At 39.3% G+C, this 19881-nt stretch carries 16 protein-coding genes; 2 read left to right on the top strand and 14 right to left on the bottom strand.

Annotated elements, in window-relative coordinates:
• Positions 1 to 598 precede the first annotated feature (598 nt).
• Complete coding sequence (locus tag ACRD7B_RS18795; RefSeq protein WP_430826177.1) at positions 599 to 2656, top strand: ATP-binding protein; 2058 nt, start codon at positions 599 to 601, stop codon at positions 2654 to 2656.
• 627 nt (positions 2657 to 3283) lie between these two features.
• Complete coding sequence (locus ACRD7B_RS18790; RefSeq protein WP_430826176.1) at positions 3284 to 3706, top strand: UPF0158 family protein; 423 nt, start codon at positions 3284 to 3286, stop codon at positions 3704 to 3706.
• 248 nt (positions 3707 to 3954) lie between these two features.
• Here the strand turns inward: ACRD7B_RS18790 and ACRD7B_RS18785 are convergent, their stop codons facing one another.
• The 14 genes from ACRD7B_RS18785 to ACRD7B_RS18720 all read right to left on the bottom strand — a co-directional run bounded on the left by ACRD7B_RS18785 (position 3955) and on the right by ACRD7B_RS18720 (position 19833).
• On the bottom strand, positions 3955 to 4404 hold the full coding sequence (locus ACRD7B_RS18785; RefSeq protein ID WP_430826175.1) for a GatB/YqeY domain-containing protein: 450 nt from the start codon (positions 4402 to 4404) through the stop codon (positions 3955 to 3957).
• A gap of 11 nt (positions 4405 to 4415) precedes the next feature.
• Entirely contained in the window at positions 4416 to 5915 is a 1500-nt protein-coding gene (gene ftsZ / locus ACRD7B_RS18780) for a cell division protein FtsZ (protein WP_430826174.1), read from the bottom strand.
• Between the two features lie 20 nt (positions 5916 to 5935).
• Complete coding sequence (gene ftsA, locus ACRD7B_RS18775) at positions 5936 to 7276, bottom strand: cell division protein FtsA (RefSeq protein WP_430826173.1); 1341 nt, start codon at positions 7274 to 7276, stop codon at positions 5936 to 5938.
• A gap of 5 nt (positions 7277 to 7281) precedes the next feature.
• A complete protein-coding gene (locus ACRD7B_RS18770) occupies positions 7282 to 8010 on the bottom strand; it encodes a cell division protein FtsQ/DivIB (RefSeq protein WP_430826172.1) in 729 nt (242 codons plus the stop codon).
• Between the two features lie 101 nt (positions 8011 to 8111).
• Positions 8112 to 9497 carry a UDP-N-acetylmuramate--L-alanine ligase gene (murC, locus tag ACRD7B_RS18765; RefSeq protein ID WP_430826171.1) on the bottom strand — a complete coding sequence of 462 codons (1386 nt, stop codon included), beginning with the start codon at positions 9495 to 9497 and terminating at the stop codon, positions 8112 to 8114.
• Positions 9498 to 9502: 5 nt separating this feature from the next.
• Entirely contained in the window at positions 9503 to 10600 is a 1098-nt protein-coding gene (gene murG / locus ACRD7B_RS18760; protein ID WP_430826170.1) for an undecaprenyldiphospho-muramoylpentapeptide beta-N-acetylglucosaminyltransferase, read from the bottom strand.
• Positions 10601 to 10603: 3 nt separating this feature from the next.
• Complete coding sequence (locus tag ACRD7B_RS18755) at positions 10604 to 11788, bottom strand: FtsW/RodA/SpoVE family cell cycle protein (RefSeq protein WP_430826169.1); 1185 nt, start codon at positions 11786 to 11788, stop codon at positions 10604 to 10606.
• A gap of 9 nt (positions 11789 to 11797) precedes the next feature.
• A complete protein-coding gene (murD, locus tag ACRD7B_RS18750) occupies positions 11798 to 13132 on the bottom strand; it encodes a UDP-N-acetylmuramoyl-L-alanine--D-glutamate ligase (protein WP_430826168.1) in 1335 nt (444 codons plus the stop codon).
• A gap of 6 nt (positions 13133 to 13138) precedes the next feature.
• Positions 13139 to 14371: a phospho-N-acetylmuramoyl-pentapeptide-transferase gene (gene mraY, locus ACRD7B_RS18745; protein ID WP_430826167.1), complete on the bottom strand. Its 1233-nt coding sequence runs from the start codon at positions 14369 to 14371 to the stop codon at positions 13139 to 13141.
• Between the two features lie 11 nt (positions 14372 to 14382).
• Positions 14383 to 15840 (bottom strand): UDP-N-acetylmuramoyl-L-alanyl-D-glutamate--2,6-diaminopimelate ligase, encoded by a 1458-nt coding sequence (locus ACRD7B_RS18740; RefSeq protein ID WP_430826166.1) that lies wholly within the window; start codon positions 15838 to 15840, stop codon positions 14383 to 14385.
• 9 nt (positions 15841 to 15849) lie between these two features.
• Positions 15850 to 17955 carry a penicillin-binding protein gene (locus tag ACRD7B_RS18735; protein ID WP_430826165.1) on the bottom strand — a complete coding sequence of 702 codons (2106 nt, stop codon included), beginning with the start codon at positions 17953 to 17955 and terminating at the stop codon, positions 15850 to 15852.
• Positions 17956 to 17964: 9 nt separating this feature from the next.
• Positions 17965 to 18345, bottom strand: coding sequence for an FtsL-like putative cell division protein (locus tag ACRD7B_RS18730; protein ID WP_430826164.1), 381 nt, complete (start codon positions 18343 to 18345; stop codon positions 17965 to 17967).
• Complete coding sequence (gene rsmH / locus ACRD7B_RS18725) at positions 18342 to 19247, bottom strand: 16S rRNA (cytosine(1402)-N(4))-methyltransferase RsmH (RefSeq protein ID WP_430826163.1); 906 nt, start codon at positions 19245 to 19247, stop codon at positions 18342 to 18344. Before rsmH ends, ACRD7B_RS18730 begins: the two co-directional genes overlap by 4 nt.
• Before the next feature lie 19 nt (positions 19248 to 19266).
• Positions 19267 to 19833, bottom strand: coding sequence for a division/cell wall cluster transcriptional repressor MraZ (locus ACRD7B_RS18720; protein ID WP_430826162.1), 567 nt, complete (start codon positions 19831 to 19833; stop codon positions 19267 to 19269).
• Positions 19834 to 19881 lie beyond the last annotated feature (48 nt).

The following is a 19881-nucleotide window of genomic DNA, read 5'->3' as shown; positions in this document are numbered from 1 at the left end:
ATTGTGCCCACGAATTGCACGAATTTACAGCAATTGTTTTCCTTAGGAAATAATTATTAGCTACTTGGCGCAGCAAAACCATCTATTCTAAGGAACGGTTCTCTTTTGCAAGATGCCCATAAAGAACCGTTCCCTAAGCTTCCGCCAGCTATGCGGTACAATGCCCAAGTTCGTAAATCTTTTATTTTGCTCGTAGAGCATGAGAAATTGTAGCAATGTTATAATTCATAAAGGTTGCTCGTAGAGCATATATCCAGCAGTTTAGCATAGCATCTACCAACATGGCCCCTGTTCGGCGTAGCATCTCGCTACGTTGCTACCAACATGGCCTCTGGCCTGAAGTAAATCTCTTTCTAACTTTTCTTTAAACCACAGAGCAGAATACTGCGAGGGGCTTTCATAACTTTCTTTTTGCCCACGAATTGCACGAATCAACACCAATTGTTTTCCTTAGGAAATAATAACTATTTGGCTTGACAAAACCATGGCACCAATACAATCAGACAAGAAATTGGTTTAAATCAAAATAGACATGTAGCGAGAATACTCATTTTGATGCTAAAAAATATTAGTTATTTTTATACCAAAGTAAACTGGTATGATAAAACCTCTGCTCCTCCTTTTAGCCTTTCTACACATTACTATTATTGCTTGCCTTTCTGTTCCACAAGTAAACAAACAAGACTCATTATCACACGTCTTCTATACTCATAAAGAAATCGCAAAAGACAAGGTAGCTCAATTACCAGCAGAAAAAACGAATACTGACCGATACAAACTATTATTAGAACAAAACAAACCAAACAGTCAATTAATAAAAGCGGTTTATATTATTCAGTACTGTAAATCCATTATATATGATTTAGAATATCAAGGGACGGATTCTCTTTTAAACCATGCCTTAACCATTTTTACTAAGAACGATTGCTATGCCGGCCTCGCGGAAACTAATTATGTTATTGGTGCAAGAGCAACTAAACGGTTTCAAACAGAAACCTTACACACAGCGTTTACCAATGCTGCCCATTATTATTCCTTACTAAAGAATGCCCAATGGGAAGTAAATAGCTATAATCGCTTGGCAAATTATTTTTCTCGAAACGATAATGAAGGACTTGCATTTAAATACTATACGCTGGCACTAGAGAAACTTGATCAGTGCGGCATCAACACAAAAGAGATGACCTATTTAAATGTAGCCAATTATTATAATGATTCATCACAACCAGAAAAGGCACTTCATTATTACAAAATAGTCGAAGAGAGTATTAATGAGAGCAACAATACGCATAGGCACCATATGCTATACAATAATCTAGGCGTTATTTACCTAAAGCAAAAGGAATACAATAAAGCTAACAACTATTTAAACAAATCGCTTCGATTAAAAGAAGCAAAAAAAGACACAATTGGCATTTTAAATACGCTTCAAAACCTATATCGAATAAGCCTAAAAAAAGAGAATTTAAAAGATGCTGACCGCATCAGCTCTCGAATAGATAGCCTCTTGAAAAAGGTAAAACCATCAGGTGAATTTTTAGCCCAATATTATTATAATCGAACAGAACACAGCATAATAGTGGGAAACAAACAAGATGCACTTTCTTACTTTCGGCATTATACGCATGTTAAAGATTCTTTCCTCAATACTTCTTTTTCAGATAAATTACTTCAATTGGAGCATGACAATAATCTACTGAAACAAAAGAAGGAAATAGCAGAATTAAAACAAAAAGAGATAGCACAAAAAGCAGAGTTGAAGACCATGCAGATGATTATTCTTTTCATTGGAAGCATGACCTTGATTCTGATCATAATTGGGTCGATCATGAATCGCCAATGGATAAAGCTCAAAAGATCTGACGATGACCTAAAGCTAAAGCAACGTGAGATAACAAACATCAACACTCAGTTAGAACAATCGAACCAATCTAAAGACCGTTTACTTTCCATTATAGGGCATGATTTACGGGGGCCAGTTGGTGGCTTGAAGGAGTTGATTGAATTATACATGGAGTTGCCTGATTATGATACCAACGACATTAAAAACCTTTTAATTGCTGCTCGCAAATCATCTGCAGGCACCTATCATTTACTCGAGAATTTATTATGCTGGGCTAATTCGCAACGAGGTCAGATTAATTATGAACCAGTAGTCACACCACTAAAACCTCTCATACTTTCAACCGTAAAAGTTTTAGACAATTCAATTAATACACATCAAGTCGAGTTCTTATTCAACATTGATGATTCGATAATTATTAACGCCGATATAAACATGCTTCGAACCATTGTTCGAAATCTAGTCTCTAATGCATTAAAACATTCTCCAGCCAACTCATCTATTGAAATAACGGTTGAGAAACGTAAGGACAATGTAATCATTTGCATTAAGGACAATGGAGATGGAATGACCGCGAAAGAAACTGAAGACTTATTTACTCAAAAGGAAACCTATTTTATAAACTCAGAAAATTCACCAAGTGGCAGTGGTTTGGGGCTCATTCTTTGCAAAGAGTTTGTTGAAAGACACAAAGGAAACATCTGGGTGGAGAGCGAAAAAAATAAACACACGAGCGTATACATATCACTTCCAGGCGCCAACAACAGTAACAATTTACAGCAATCAACTCAATTAAAAGTAGCTGAAGTATAGAAATGATAGTGATACACCAACTTTACACAATTAATTTAAGCACTATTAAATGCTGTCCGCGAATTACACGAATTTACGCCAATTATTTTCCTTCGGAGAGAATAGCTGATATTGGGCGTAGCAAGACCATCTATTCTAAGGAACGGTTCTCTTTTGCATTACGCCCATAAAGAACCGCTCCCTAAGCTTCCCCGCGAATCTGACGCATGATTGTTACACTGGTCAAAACTTTTTCAATTCTTTACATTCTTTCTATTAATATACCACGCGATTCGAAACGCTCGGCAGCAGGGTACTTTTATAATAAAAGCAGGTACTGACCCCTTACAACTGAGGGATAACGACTCGAGAGTGGGAGATAACGACATAAAAGTAGGTACCAAAGACTTCCGAGCGGGTACTTATAACTAAAGAGTGCGTACTTTTGATTCAAGAGTAGGTACTTTTGGTTCGCGAGTGCGTACCAGACACTCCCGAGCAGGGACTTTTCACTCAAGAGTAGGGCCATCTATTATGACACTAATATTTATCATGCCAGTAAATCTATTGGGATTCAAAAAAAATATCTATTTTTAAAAGCGGTAGAATTCGCAAATCATGCTAGCGTATAAACTTAATGTTTAAATTATGATTACAACTTCTGCTTCCTCCATACAAGAAATTGCTCGCCTACTCGACATAGGTAACGTTGTTTATGTACACAAAAAAACAGGGAAAATTGTTTCTGCACCTGAGTTTGATGACTTTGCCGATTTTAACGACAGTGTGAACCAAGCTATGGAAGATGTAGAAATGGAACCAGATAGCTATCTGAACATTAAGAGCATGAATTCGCGTGAGCTCTATAATACAATGATGGATTTTTCGCAGGAGATTGAAGACAGAAGCATAACCAAACATTTAGTAGAAGGGCTTCGAAAATCGAATGGCATCAGTCATTTTAACAATTGCATGCGTACTCAATGTTCGGAACTGAAACAAAGCTGGCAGAGTTACCTTAACGAAAAAGTTAAATTTCACATAAAACGACAATTGAGAAAAGCTCGCTAAGTGATTAGATGTTGCATCTCGACAACCCTTTGACAAGCTCAAGGTATTCTCGATGACCAAACCTGGTGATCGAGCATAGCCGAGATCTAATTAATTCTATAACTTTTCATCATACACATTGTACTTCATTACTTACCTCTTCTCGGCAACCCTTAGACAAGCGCTGGATATAATTCTTAATAATTTACCAAAAACAAAAAACCCGATCACCAAAAGCAATCGGGTTTTAAATTATATCTAATCTATTTCTAGCCTAATAACTCTTTCACAACTACCGAAATATCCTTACCATCAGCTTTACCAGCCAACTCTTTGGATGCCATACCCATCACTTTACCCATCTCCTTCATCGATGTGGCACCTACTTTTTCGATTATCACTTTCACAGCACCAACCAACTCTTCTCTACTCATCTGTGCAGGCAAATAACCTTCAATGGCTTTAATTTCTTCCAACTCTTTATCCGCCAAATCAGCACGATCTTGTCCACTAAATAAAGCGGCGGCATCCTTACGCTGCTTCACCATTTTCTGAATAATCTTCACAACATCCGTGTCGCTTATCTCACTTGCAGCACCTTTAGCTGATTTAGCCTCAAGTATTTCTTTTTTAATTCCTCGCAATGCTTCCAAACGAATTTTATCCTTCGCTTTCATTGCTTCCTTAATATCGTTATTGATTGTTAATTCTAAGCTCATATCATATCTAATTAATCTACATTATCATGCAGATATGGATTATCTCTACTTATTTTAGGCCCATTCTTCGAATCGTCGGACAATGAGAAACGGCTAATAGGCTGTTGCTTGGGTGCACTTTGCTGCTGTTTATTATTTTCAAGCTGCATTTGTTTGCGCTTATAAGCAGGCACCTTTTCCATTTGCTCAATCATTCGCTCATCTTCCATCTCTTCCTGCGAAAGCTGAGTATAAACTGGCTGTTTACTTGTTAATGAATCACTCAAAACACCAGTACCATCATCCTCACCAAGCTGAAAATGCTCTACCTCGGGCTTAGACGTATTTGGCACAATTGGTTTATAGAATTTATCAATGCGTTTTTGCTTCTCAAGTTCAATCAACTCAAAATCTATAACTCGTCCACCCTCATCGTCAATAGTATCCTCTAAGCTAGCCTCAGGTGCATCATCGCTTTGTTCCACAATCTCCCCATTCTCATCAAGAGTAAATCGTGTTAAATCTTGTTCTTTCTTCTTTTCTTGATGCTGAATAAGCTGCCCCGACACAAAACCAGTAGCTATAATGGTAACACACACCTGTGATTCAAGTGTTTCATCATTACCTGTACCCCAAATAATAGAAGCACTATCACCCACAACGGTCTGCACATAATCAGTTATCTCTCCCACCTCATCCATGGTAACCTCTTCGCTACCCGATGTGATGTTAAGCAATATGTTTCGAGCACCTTGTATATCGTTATTATTCAGCAACGGAGATTCTAACGAAGCCTGAATAGCATCAATGGCACGTTTCTCTCCTTCGGCATAAGCCGATCCCATGATGGCAACACCACTGTCTTTCATTACCGTTTCAACATCAGCGAAATCCACGTTAATGTATCCATGTACAGTTATAATTTCAGCAATACCTTTGGCCGCAGTTGCTAACACATCATCTGCTTTAGAGAAAGCGTTGGATAATTTCAAATCGCCAAACATCTCTCGCAAGCGCTCATTATTGATGATAAGTAGAGAATCAACATGCTTCTCCATTTCGGCAATACCATCCAAGGCTTGATTCACTCGGAGCTTACCTTCAAAACGAAACGGAATGGTTACAATACCAACGGTTAGTATACCAAGCTCCTTCGCTTTTTGAGCGATAATAGGGGCTGCACCTGTTCCGGTACCGCCACCCATACCAGCAGTTACAAACACCATCTTGGTATCTGCACCAATGGCATTCACAACATCCTCAAGGTTTTCAATGGCCGACTCGCGTCCTTTATCCGGTTTATTGCCGGCTCCGCGCCCTTCGGTTAATGATTCTCCTAATTGTATTTTGGTAGGGACAGGACTACTTTCCAAAGCTTGAGCATCGGTATTACATACCACGAAACTCACATCCTTAATCCCAAGATTATACATGTAATTGACGGCATTACTACCTCCACCACCGACTCCAATCACCTTAATGATTGAAGAATTATTTAATGGCATCTCAAAATTCATTAAATCTTCGCTCATATCCGTCCTTTTAAATCAAATTACATTTCAACATCTTTCTCATCGAAGATATTCACCAAACCATTTTTGATGCCACTGAATAAGTTACCAGTTTTATAGTTGGCCTTTTCCTTCTTCTGCCTTTCTTTACGATACGAAGAACGTTGATCTACTTCTTGTTTTTTCGGCTCTACTTCACCAAACAATTCAGGCTCAATAATTTTTCGTTTAGGACGCTCCATGGCACTTATCACCAAACCAATACTTGTTGAATACATTGGCATGTGCGCCATTTCTGGAACATCGCCAACTAAGAAGCGATCGGGTAATCCCATGCGCACATCTAATCCTGTGCGATATTTAATCAACTCTGGTAAATTCTTAAGTAAGGCTCCCCCACCAGTAAGCACAATACCTGCACCAACCTTATCGTAGCAGCCCGAACTTTCAATCTGAAAAGTTACATAGTCAATAATTTCTTCCATTCGAGCCTGAATGATATAGGCCAGACTTTTGAACGATATTTCTTTAGGTTCCCACCCAGCCATTCCAGGAATTGTCACTACCATGTCTTCACGCGCCATATCACTCATTGCAGATCCAAATTGCACTTTCAATGATTCAGCTTGCTTATACAATACCTGACAACCTTCCTTAATATCCGATGTAACCACGTTTCCACCAAATGGAATGACTGCCGTGTGGTGTATGATACCGTCGTAAAAAACAGCTACATCAGTCGTTCCACCACCTATGTCAACCAAAACAACACCAGCTTCTTTTTCTTCCTCAGTTAAAACACTTTTCGAAGATGCAAGCGGCTCAAGAATCAAGTCGTTAAGTTGTAATGCCACACGCCTTATGCATTTCTCAATATTTTTAACCGAAGCTATACGTCCGAGTACGATGTGGAAGTTACCCTCCAAACGACGCCCCGACATACCCACCGGATTTTTCACACCCATCTCATTATCCACAATGTAATCTTGTGGGATGACATGCATGATTTTTTCACCTGCTTCAACCGGAATCTTGTAATTATCATCAAACAAATGATCAACATCTGATTGAGTAATTTCCAAACCTGTTTCAATAAATCGATATCCTCTATTACGCAAACTCTTGATGTGCTGCCCAGCAATACCAACATACACCTCGGATAAGGTAATGTTTAATTTCTGTTCAATTTTCGATACGGCTTGTTTGATTGACGAAACTGTCTCGTCAATATTTAAAACAACACCTCTTTTAACACCAATAGATGGTACCTGCTCCATGCCCATGAGCTGGAGTTTACCTTCTTCAGTTTTACGACCAACAATGGCAACAATTTTAGTTGTACCAATGTCGATAGCGGCTATAAGATTTGGATCCTGATTCATAACAACTATGCTTTTGTGCAAACGACTTGCCCTTTATATTTTAGATTGACTCTTTTATACAAATTCCACTCACGGGATTCCCACCCATTTTTATACAAAGCCCGCAGATTCCGAAACTTTTCTTCCATACGTTCAATGCTACCAAACTCAATAAGATGATCACCAACACGCGGCACCATCATAAATTCTCCTTTGGATGAAATATATACTTGCTCAATTTGTGCCTGCCAAAACTCATCGTCCATGATGGTCTTAGCAATACAAACTAAATCTTCTTTATTCTTTAACTTTTTTAAATAACCACTAGCCACCAATACATGTGCCGAATGCTTTTTAAATAATGGCATCTTCTCACCATCTCTATCTAAATAGTACGATTTATTACTTTCAAAGACCCTTAACATTGGTTGACGTTGCGTCACATCCACATGAATGGCACCTCCATAAGTAAAATAAACCTCGCAATTGGCTACAGCAGGATGCTTTAAAAAGAACTGCTCCACCTCTTCGCTATTAATTTCATTTACTTTTCGGCCTAATATTCCAGGGTACTTCTCAAGCGCTATATCCCGAATCTCATCTCGTGTAATAAACTGGTTATCTACGCTATCCTTCACCTCAGACATAACCACACCACATACCATCTGCTCCTTACTAATAGAAACAAATGAAAACATGATCGGGAAATAAATCACGATAATGGCTATACCTGCTATGTTCTTTAAACGCTTCACTTTCTTTAATAAAACAGTTTTATCCGCTTAAATATAACTTTTTCCGTTAAGCTAAAAACAAACTTATAAGCAATATTTATTAACAATTTGCCAAACGTTAATTAATTGCTGATGGAATCCTTTAATCCCTCTGCCAAACTTGGCACCAACTTATCAATATCGCCCGCTCCCAACGACAAAACCAACTCTGGCTTCACCTTTAACAATTCATCAAGCAAAGCCTCTTTTTTAACCACCTTAACCTTCTCCGACTCCATAAGCTTAAGTATCATTTCAGAATTAACTCCCTCAATTGGTAATTCACGAGCCGGATAGATATCCAATAAGAATATTTGATCACATTTATCCAATGCCTTTGCAAAACCTTCTGCAAAATCCTGAGTTCGTGTAAATAAATGCGGCTGAAAAACAACGGTTAATTCTTTTTCAGGATAAATGGCACGAACCGACTTAACGGTTGCATTAATCTCCTCGGGATGATGCGCGTAATCATCGATGTACACCATACCCTCCTCACGAACATGATACTCGAAACGTCGCTTAATACCAGAAAACTTCGGTAAAGCTTCACGTATCTCATCCTCCTCAACACCCGATAATAAAGCCAAACCCATTGCTCCTACTGCATTTTCAACATTGACCAAACCAGGTATACCTAGAGTTACATTTGATATTTTTCCGAAGGGCGATTGTAAGTCAAATTGATACAAGCCATTTTTTAAATGAAGGTTCGTAGGGTAAAAATCACCCTCCTCATCGAGTGAATAGGTAAAGATTTCGACCTCTTCATCCGGCTCATTAATTGGCAAGCCAACTTTGTGCAACAAAGCACCACCAGCACCAATTAGAGAAACAAACTCATTAAAAGCAGCATAAACCTGCTCCGCATCACCGTAAATATCTAAATGATCAGCATCCATTGCGGACACCAACGCAAAATGCGGTTTCAAGTGCAAAAATGAGCGATCAAACTCATCGGCCTCAAGCACCACATACGGCGACTTTACATCGTGTAAAAAATTGGTTTTATAATTATTAGTAATACCCCCTAAGAAAGCATTACATCCTACTTTTGATTGTTTCAATAAGTGAGCAGTCATACTTGAAATGGTTGTTTTACCATGCGTACCTGCCACACAAATACCATCCATACCCTGCGTTAACAAGCCAAGTACTTCTGCACGTTTCTTTACAGTAAATCCATTGTCACGAAAGAAATTTAATTCGGTATGATCTTTGGGAACAGCCGGTGTATAAACCACCAAACAAGACAACTGCTGCTTAAAAGTGCTTGATATTAAATCTACATCATCGGTGTAGTGAATAGAAATTCCTTCTACCTCCAATTTATGAGTAAGGTCGGTTTGAGTACGATCGTACCCTGCAACCTCTTTTCCTTCATATTTAAAGAAACGTGCTAAGGCACTCATCCCGATTCCACCTATTCCAATGAAATATACACTCTTTATATCCTTCAGTTGCAACATATGTCTTACTTACTTTTTGCTAGCTTTATAACTTCCTCAGCAATATCTTTTGCCGCATTTGGCTTGGCCATCAACTTAATGTTGGCACTCAATTTATTTAGTAGCGAGTCGTCATTCACTAAATCAACGGCCGTTTTAACAACCACATTTACATCAACATCCTTAACTAATACAGCAGCTTCTTTATCAACCAAGGCCATCGCATTTTTGGTCTGATGATCTTCCGACACATTTGGTGATGGCACAAACACCGATGGTATTGCCAACAAAGCCAATTCAGAAATAGAACTAGCTCCCGCTCGTGAAATAACCACATCGCCCATGGCAAATGCCAAATCCATACGACTAATAAAATCTGTTACGACTACACGTTCCTTAAAAGCTTCGGGTAGTTTTGCTCTCATTTCTTCAATATAAAATCGTCCTGCCTGCCATATCATCTGACAATCTTCGGGCAAATCATCGATTGAATTAATAATACCATTATTAACAGAACGCGCTCCTAAACTTCCGCCAATGACCAGGATACACTTTTTTGAAGCATCCAAACCAAAGAACTCAGCTGCTTCTTCGCGATTAACCTTATTCAAGAGATTATCTCTTACAGGATTTCCTGTTAAAAGAATCTTATCCTTTGGAAAAAACCGATCCATCTTATCGTAAGCCACACAAATTTTAGCGGCTTTTCGCGCTAATATTCGATTGGTCACACCAGGAAAAGAATTTTGCTCCTGCAGCAAACAAGGTATTCCAGCTTTTGATGCAACACGGAGCACAGGTCCACTTGCATATCCGCCTACTCCAACCGCCACATGCGGCTTAAAATCTTTTATCACTTTACGCGCTTTCATCAAGCTTTTAATGAGCTTGAATGGAAAAGATAAATTTCGTAAGGTTAATTTTCGATGAAAACCAGCCACGGGCAAACCAACAATCTCATAACCTGCAGCCGGCACCTTTTCCATTTCCATTTTGCCCTGAGCCCCAACAAACAATATTTGCGCATCAGGCAACAACTCTTTTACAGCATTGGCAATGGATATGGCAGGAAAGATATGCCCTCCTGTTCCACCCCCACTAATAAGCACGCGTATCTGACTCATATTTTATGATGTTTGTTCCACTGATTCTTGCTCAGCTTCCATTTTTTCTTCCATATTATTGCGGCTCACACTCAATATTGCTCCCAGAGCCAAGCATGTAAAAAGTGTTGATGTACCACCCATACTTACCAAGGGCAAGGGTTGTCCCGTTACCGGAAATACGCCAACTGCCACTCCCATATTTATGAAAGCCTGCACACAGAGTAAAGTAGATAGTCCAACCACTAAAAAAGCAGGGAATGTTCGTGTACTTGCCCGCACTATTACACCGGATCGAAATAGCAAAATAAGATAGGCTAACATCACAAAAAAGGCGCCTATAAATCCAAACTCCTCTGTTATGATAGCATATACAAAATCACTGTAGGGATGAGGCAAAAAATACCTTTGATGACTATTACCTGGTCCTTTCCCCATGAATCCACCCGTGGCTATTGCCATTTTAGAACGCTCTGATTGATAATCGGCACTACTTACCTCTTTGGCTCCATCATCTGAACCAACAAACCTTTCAATACGTGCTTTCCAGGTACTTGCTCGATGCAAAAATGGCACATACTCCGACAACCAAAGTATAACAACCACAAACAACACAACAGCTCCAACTGTTCCCAATATATATTTTAACGAAACCCGACCAATGAACATGACAATTAAACTTGTTGCTCCAATTAATCCAGCTGTAGAAAAATCCTCTCTAAAAATAAGTGCACAAACAATACCCACATGAATGATGATTGGTTTGAAGGCCTCATCTGCATTTCGATCGTTGCTTTGGTACTGCGCCAATACTTTTGCGATGTACATCATTAGGGCCAACTTGGCAATTTCAGAGGGCTGAAACGATATGCCAACAACCGGAACTGTTAACCAACGACTCGCTTGATTTAAACTTACACCCGAAAGCAAAGTTATGGCCAATAAAGCAATGGCCAGATACAAGAAAACAACCGCAAAGCGCGCAAACCACTTATAGTTCAAATGATGAACACCAACAATAATAGCAATACCTACCAATAAAAACTTGGCATGACGAAACAGGTAATAAATAGCATTGCCATCGTGATGCTTATAGGCTAAGTTTCCAGTGGCACTATACACAACCAAGCTAGAAAAAACAGCCAAAGCAATAATCACCATCCAAATAATGCGATCACCCTTTATGTATTTACGAATCGTTTCGCTCATCCAATTTTCTTATAAATCCTGAACACACTTCTTAAACTCAACACCACGCTGCACATAACTATCGAACAAATCGAAACTAGCACATGCCGGCGATAACAACACCACCTCATTCTTCTTACCCAGTTCGTATGCTTTATTTACCGCATCCTTCATCGATGCTGTTTCATAAATCGGCACTAAGCCACCAAATGAGTCAAGCAATTTACTATTATCAACACCCAAACATATGAGCGCCTTAACTTTCTTCTCCACCATTGGGAACAACTCAGAATAGTCGTTACCCTTGTCAACTCCACCAGCAATCCAAATCACTTTTTTATCCATGCACTCCAATGCATACCAACTTGAATTAACATTGGTTGCTTTCGAATCATTTATAAACTCAAGCCCTTTAACGGAAACTACTTTTTCGAGGCGATGTTCTACCCCTTTAAAGCTAGTTAGGCTCTCACGAATAAATTTCTTCTTTATTTTCAATACCTGAGCTACAATGCCTGCTGCCATAGAATTGTACAAATTATGACGGCCTTGCAAGGATAGTTCTTGTGAAAAAATTGACATAGAATCATCGTTATAATTAATAATCATCTCATCGGTGGTAGAATAAGCTCCACGTTTGAGTATATCTTTTTGAGAAAATGGTAATAATTCAGATTTTAAGAGCCGCTCACCCAGTGCTTCTCGAATAACAGGATCATCTTCGCAATAAATAAACACATCCTCTTCGCTTTGATTTTGAAGAATGCGAAATTTACTATCCACATACTTTTCCATCTTATAATCATAGCGATCTAAATGATCGGGTGTGATATTAAGCAATACAGCAATATCAGCCTTGAACTTATACATGCCATCCAACTGGAAACTACTCAACTCAATCACAAACCAATCTGGCTCTTGCCCTTCAGCAATTTGCCTTGCCAAGCTTGTTCCAACATTACCTGCCATGGCCACCTTCACACCGGCTTGCTCCAACAAATAATGAATAAGCATGGTGGTTGTGGTTTTACCGTTACTGCCAGTAATACATATCTTCTTAGCCTCAGTATAACGTCCTGCAAATTCGATTTCGGAAACAACCGATATTCCAAGATGATGCAACTGACGAATCAATGGCACTGTATCAGGAATACCTGGACTTTTAACCACTTCATGAGCTGCCAGAATTCGCGCCTCAGTATGCTGCCCCTCTTCCCACTCAATGCCAGCCTCGTTAAGTTCCTTCTTGTATCGATCAGCTATCTTACCTTTATCGGAAACAAACACAGACCAAGCCTGTTGCTTTGCCAGCAACGCGGCACCAACACCACTCTCTCCTGCTCCTAAAACAACTAACTTTTGCATAATCTCTTATCTAACCTTAAGCGTAACAATAGTTAACACTGCCAACATAATACCAATGATCCAAAATCGTGTAACAATTTTAGATTCTGCATATCCCTTTTTTTGGTAATGATGATGTAAGGGTGCCATCTTAAAAATCCGTCGCCCAACACCATATTTTCGTTTGGTATATTTGAACCAACTCACCTGCATCAACACCGATACATTCTCAACTAAAAACACGCCACAGAGTATTGGGATCAATAATTCGATGCGCAATAAAATGGCAAACACAGCAATGATTCCACCAAGTGTTAAACTGCCCGTATCACCCATAAAAACCTGAGCTGGGAAAGAATTATACCACAAGAAACCAACCGTTGCACCAATAAATGCAGCAATAAAAACAACCAATTCCTGCGAATGCGGGATATACATTATATTCAGATAATCGGCGTAAATTATATTACTGGATAAATAGGCGAAGACACCAAGGGTAGTGCCAATAATGGCAGAAGTACCCGTCGCCAAACCATCCAATCCATCTGTAATATTCGCTCCGTTTGACACTGCCGTAATTATAAAGATAACTGCAACAGCAAAAATTAACCATCCCCATTTAGATGCTTGATCTCCAAGAAACCATAGTAGCGATGAATAGTCAAATCGGTTATTTTTCAAAAATGGTACATTAGTAATAGTAGACTTGACCTCTCGCGTTGCAACACGCTCAACTGTTTCGCCACTTTCCAATTCCACCATCACGGTTTCACCAGGTATCTTTTCACGAACAACCACATCGCCACTCGAAAACAAAGTAATGGCAACAATTAAACCTAAGCCCACCTGTCCAGCAACTTTAAATTTACCAGCCAATCCCTCTTTATCTTTCTTAAATACTTTTATATAATCATCGATAAAACCAATGACACCTAGCCATATGGTTGAAATGATCATGAGAATAATATAAACATTATCAAGCTTACTAAACAACAACACCGGCACCAAAATAGAAGCGATAATTATTACACCTCCCATGGTTGGTGTACCTTTCTTCTGGTACTGTCCTTCAAGCCCCAAATCGCGCACAACCTCACCAATTTGCTGACGTTGTAACAAACGAATTACTAATTTTCCAATAATCGCAGAAAATAATAAAGCAACAATTATAGCCATCGCAGCACGAAACGAGATGTATTGGAAAACACCAGCTCCAGGCATATTTAGCGACTCGAAATATTCAAATAAATAGTATAACATTGTTTTTTATTTTATTCTGCGTTAAACACTTCTCTCACAATTTCACGATCATCGAAATGATGACGCTCACCTTTTATTTCTTGGTAGGTTTCATGCCCTTTACCAGCAATCAAAATAATATCGCCCGGCACGGCAACCATACATGCTGTTCGAATCGCTTCGCGGCGATTAACAATTGACAAGACCTTAATTCTGTCTTTAAAACTAACCCCGTCCATCATTTGCTCAATAATAGCATCGGGCTCTTCACTGCGCGGATTATCGGATGTTAGTATCACCTTTGAACTTGCAACAACCGCTTCTTTCGCCATTTCAGGACGTTTCATAGGATCGCGATCGCCACCTGCACCAACTACCGTAATTAGTTGCTGCTGACTCTGACGAATTAGATTAATGGTTTCAAGTACATTTTTTAATGCATCCGGCGTATGCGCATAATCCACAATTGCCGTTTTTCCATCTTTCGATCGAATGGTCTCAAAACGCCCATCAACAGCATCAAGTTTACTTATTGCAACCAAAACCTCCATCTTATCAAAGCCAAGTAACACAGCTGCTCCGTATACTGCCAATAAGTTCTGCGCATTAAAGTTGCCAACAAATTGCGACCAAACCTCTTGACCATCAATGTCGAGCTGCATACCTTCAAACATACTCTCGATAATGCGTGCTTTAAAGTCACCAGCACTTCTTAAAGAAAAGGTGTTTTTTGAGGCCGCACAATTCTGCAACATCACAGCACCATTTTTATCATCTGCATTAACCAAGGCAAAGGCCTCTTTATTAAGTGAGTCAAAAAAGGATTTTTTAGCGTTTATATAATTCTTGAAGGTCAGATGATAATCAAGATGATCGTGCGTAATATTTGTAAATAAAGCACCTGCAAAATTCAGACCTTCTGTTCGTTTTTGATCTAAAGCATGTGAGCTAACCTCCATAAAGCAATAATCGCAACCGGCCTCCACCATGTCAGCCATCATTTTATTTAATGTCACAGCATCGGGCGTGGTATGTGTTGCAGCAATTTGTTGCTGACCAATATAATTTGAAACTGTTGAAAACAAACCAGCCTTATATCCCATTGCACTCACCAAGGAATGTAATAATGTTGCGGTTGTTGTTTTACCATTTGTTCCGGTAACACCAACTAATTTTAATTTAGAAGAAGGGTGATTATAAAAAGCTGAAGCCATTAATCCCAAAGCTTGAGCTGAGTTTTTCACCTGTAAAACAACAGCATCTTCAGGATAATCAACAGGCAATACTTCACACACAACACAACGGCATCCCTTATCGAAAACCTGAGGCACAAACTGATGCCCATCACTCACAGTACCAGGCACAGCAACAAAAAGAGAAGAAGCACTCACCTTACGCGAATCAAACACCAAGGCGTCAATCTCAACATCTTTTGAATTGATTCGCTTGATTACCTCCAAACCTTTGATTATTTCTGATAATTTAACCATAGCTGATAATTAGCCCATTTTTAAATTAATAACTGATCCTCTTCTAAACGCTTGTCCAGCAGTCATGGACTGACTCTTAACCCTCCCTACTCCACTAATCCGAACTTTCAAGCCCATGTTTTCGAGTATATTAACCGCATCTTTTGCACCTAGCCCTCTCACATTAGGCACCAAGCCATCAGGAAAACTCTTACTCTTCAACTGAATATCATGTTCACGCGCTTGTGTTGAAATCCATTCCGACTCCAATTCTTCACCATTCACCGAAATACCCACTTCATCAAAAACCGTCAACAACTCTTCCTTTGGCCCACCCTTAGCATAAGGTTGAAGCTCCGAAACTGGAATAACGTAATTCTCTTTCACATCAGGATTATCGTAACTCTGCGCGTAAACACGTTCTGCAATTTTCCCAAACACCGTACCTGCAACAAGATTACCGTAGTACACATTATTTGAAGGACCATTCACCACTACAATACAACTGTACAAGGGACGCTCTGCCGGGAAGTACCCAACAAATGAAGCTTGGTACGATTTCACTGCACCATAACCAGTGCTACCTTGTGCAATTTGAGCAGTACCTGTTTTTCCGGCTATCTTATAACGATCGTTTTTAATATTTCGACCCGTTCCATTTTCAACTACACCCACCAACAATTCATGCACCTCTTCGATTGTTTCCAAAGAACATATGGACGGATTAATCACTTTAGGTTTCATTCTTTGAATCACCTCACCATGATGAGCGATGCCATCAACAAATCGAGGCTTCACCATCTTGCCATTATTTGCAATAGCGTTGTAAAAAGCAAGTATTTGTAATGGCGTCTGCTGAAGTGCATAACCAATCGACATCCAAGGAAGTGTTGTACCCGACCAGGTTTTCTCGCCCGGATATTTTATCAATGGCGTGCCTTCTCCTTTTATCTCAATTCCCAAAGGATCTTTTAGACCCATGGATAGGATTCGATCAACAAAACGTCGCGGATTATCCTTATAATTATTAAAAACAATTTTTGAAATAGCCACATTTGATGACTTCTCAAACGCCTCACGAACAGTTAAAGTACCATATCCGCCATGATGACTATCTGTCATTTTTCGGTCGTAAAAATAACAGTAGCCCTTGCCTGTTTCTATGCTATCGGTCAACTTCACCACATCATCCTCCAAAGCTACTATCATCGACGCCAACTTAAAGGTAGAACCCGGCTCGGTTGCCTCACCAATGGCATAATTATAATCTTCGATATATCTACCAGACGAAGTCACACCAAGGTTAGCAATTGCCTTCACAGCCCCCGTTGACACCTCCATCAAAACCGCACAACCATGATCGGCATTATGTTTTCTTAATTGCTGAAGCAAAGCCGATTCAGCTACATCTTGCAAACCAATATCAATGGTTGTAATAATATCATGACCATCGGTTGGTTCAATCTCTTCTTCAACCACCCAATTACCTGCAACACGCGTACGGTTGCTTATTCCATTTATTCCCTTCAGGCTATTATTATAAGCCATCTCCAAACCAAAACGACCACCCAAATCCTTTTCGGCATACAAACTACCAATGGTACGAGAAGCCAAATCGCCAAACGGCAACTTACGGCGTTCATACTTTTTGGGGATGAATCCTCCCTTGTTTGCACCTAAGCGAAAAATAGGAAACTCCTTAACGATTTTTAAATCGGTATAAGAAATTCTTCGCGAATGCACCATGTAATACCTTCGTCCTTCTGCGCGCGCTTTCTTTAAATTATTTCTGTAATAAGAAACACTTCGATCACCAAAAAATCGCGACAGTTGAATCGCCAAACTATCAATGCCTGTATTAAAACGCTCATCCGTTAATCCATTGGCACGCATGTCCATATGAATACGATAGGTGGGAACCGAACAAGCTAACTTTCTTAAATCCGAAGCCAGTATATCACCCCGATTTGCATCAATTACTATATCCTTATTATTTTGCTTCTGTTCTTCTTCGGCATAGCGATCACCTTCAATCAATTGCAAATACAAGGCCGTACCTAAAATCCACACAGCAAGCGCACCTACAACAACGTAGACCAAACCAAACCTTAATATGATGCCTTTCTTTATTTGCATATTAGCACCCTAATTTTTTACTTTTAATTTACGAGGTGGCTCTGTTAACTCTTCTAAATCCAACTTAACAGCTTTCACCTTTTTCAACACCTCACTTTGCTTACTCATAAACATCAATTCCGATGATGTTGTGATGGCTTCGTAACGTAATTCCTTTAAATCTTTGTTTAATACCGCCACTTCGCGCATTAACTCTTCCATTTTATAATGGTTACCTATATATAGGAAACCTAAAAACGCGATAAAAATGACAAAGGGTAATTGCTTGGTGATTACTAATCGGGTAAAAATGCGTCCGTTAATTATATCTCTGAAAGAGATATTTCGCAATTCACCAAATTCCTCTTTGGAAAGAATAAATTCTGATATTTTATTTTTCCGCCAATTCATAACCTTTCAGCAATTCTAAGTTTAGCACTTCGAGCCCGGCCATTAACAGCTATCTCCTCATCGCTTGGAATGATAATTTTACGATTGACTGCCTTAAACGGAACGTCTGTATGTCCGAATAAATCTTGTTCAGCATTGGTTTTATCTACATCGCCCGAACGTATATAGTTCTTCACCAAACGATCTTCTAAGCTGTGGTAAGATATAATCACCAATCGACCATCCTTAGCAATCACCTCACCCGATTGCATCAACATCGATTTCAAAACATCCATTTCCCGATTTACCTCAATACGTAAAGCCTGAAACACCTGCGCTAAGAATTTACTTTGTTCTTTTTTTGGGCCGCATTTTTCGGCTATCAATTTCAGATCCGTTGTGGTTTTAAAAGGAGTTTGCTGTCGATACTCAACTATGGCACCTGACAACTTACCGGATTTCTTTATTTCACCGTATTGCCAAAACAACCTTTTTAAATCTTGTTCGGAATAAGTATTGACGATATCGGCTGCGGTAGTCTTTAGATTCTGACTCATTCGCATATCTAACTTGGCATCAAAACGAAAAGAGAAGCCACGTTCAGCATCGTTGAAGTGATGTGATGACACACCTAAATCACCTAGAATTCCATCAACCTTTGGGATATTTAAATACCTTAAAAAATGAGTTAAGTAGCGAAAATTATGACGAACAAAGATTAAACGCTCATCATCTGGTCGATTATTATAGGCATCTGCATCCTGATCAAAAACAATTAACTTACCCTTGTTAAGCCTACTAAGTATCTCACGACTATGACCTCCACCTCCAAAGGTAAGATCCACATAAATCCCATCAGGCTTTATAGCAAGTCCATCAACAGACTCTTTCAACAACACCGGCACATGATATTCCTGTTCCATAATATTTTGCGTTTCCCTTCTAATCTTCAACCATTGCACTCCCTAGCAAATCTTCCGCCAAATACCCTAGCTCTTCTCCTTGCATATCTTCCTCCTCGAATCGCTGCTTGCTCCACAATTCAATATTACTTCCCACACCCAACAACACAACTTCACCTTTCACGTTTATCATTTCCATTAAACGTTTAGGAATTAAGAAACGGCCATTGGCATCTAAATTAATTTCTGCAGTAGATTTGTAAAGAGCCCTTTTTAAACGACGATCTTTCTGACGATACGAACTCAGCTTATCTTCCAACAACTTCACTTCTTCCAACCAAGCATCGTAAGGCACCATCACAAGACAGTCTTCAAATAAATCTTTGCGCACCACAAAACACTGTTGCTCCCCGGCACTCATCGCTTTTTTGAAGAGTGCAGGCAACACAATGCGTCCTTTAGAGTCGGACTTACAAACAAAATCGCCTATAAATGTGACCATTACAAAAACTGTATTTGTTTTGTAAAAATAGATAAAAAACAAACCACCTCCAACCACTTTACCCCACTTTATTACACCTTGTTGATAACTTTTAAGAAATATCAACAATTGAAGACCTCAGAATCGTTCATGTATTTATGTTTTGTCTAAATA

The sequence above is a fragment of the Carboxylicivirga fragile genome, assembly GCF_050589805.1.
Classification (GTDB): Bacteria; Bacteroidota; Bacteroidia; order Bacteroidales; family Marinilabiliaceae; genus Carboxylicivirga; species Carboxylicivirga fragile.
The sequence above is the reverse complement of the archived record's forward strand: the minus strand, read 5'-3'. Positions and strand labels throughout refer to the sequence as shown.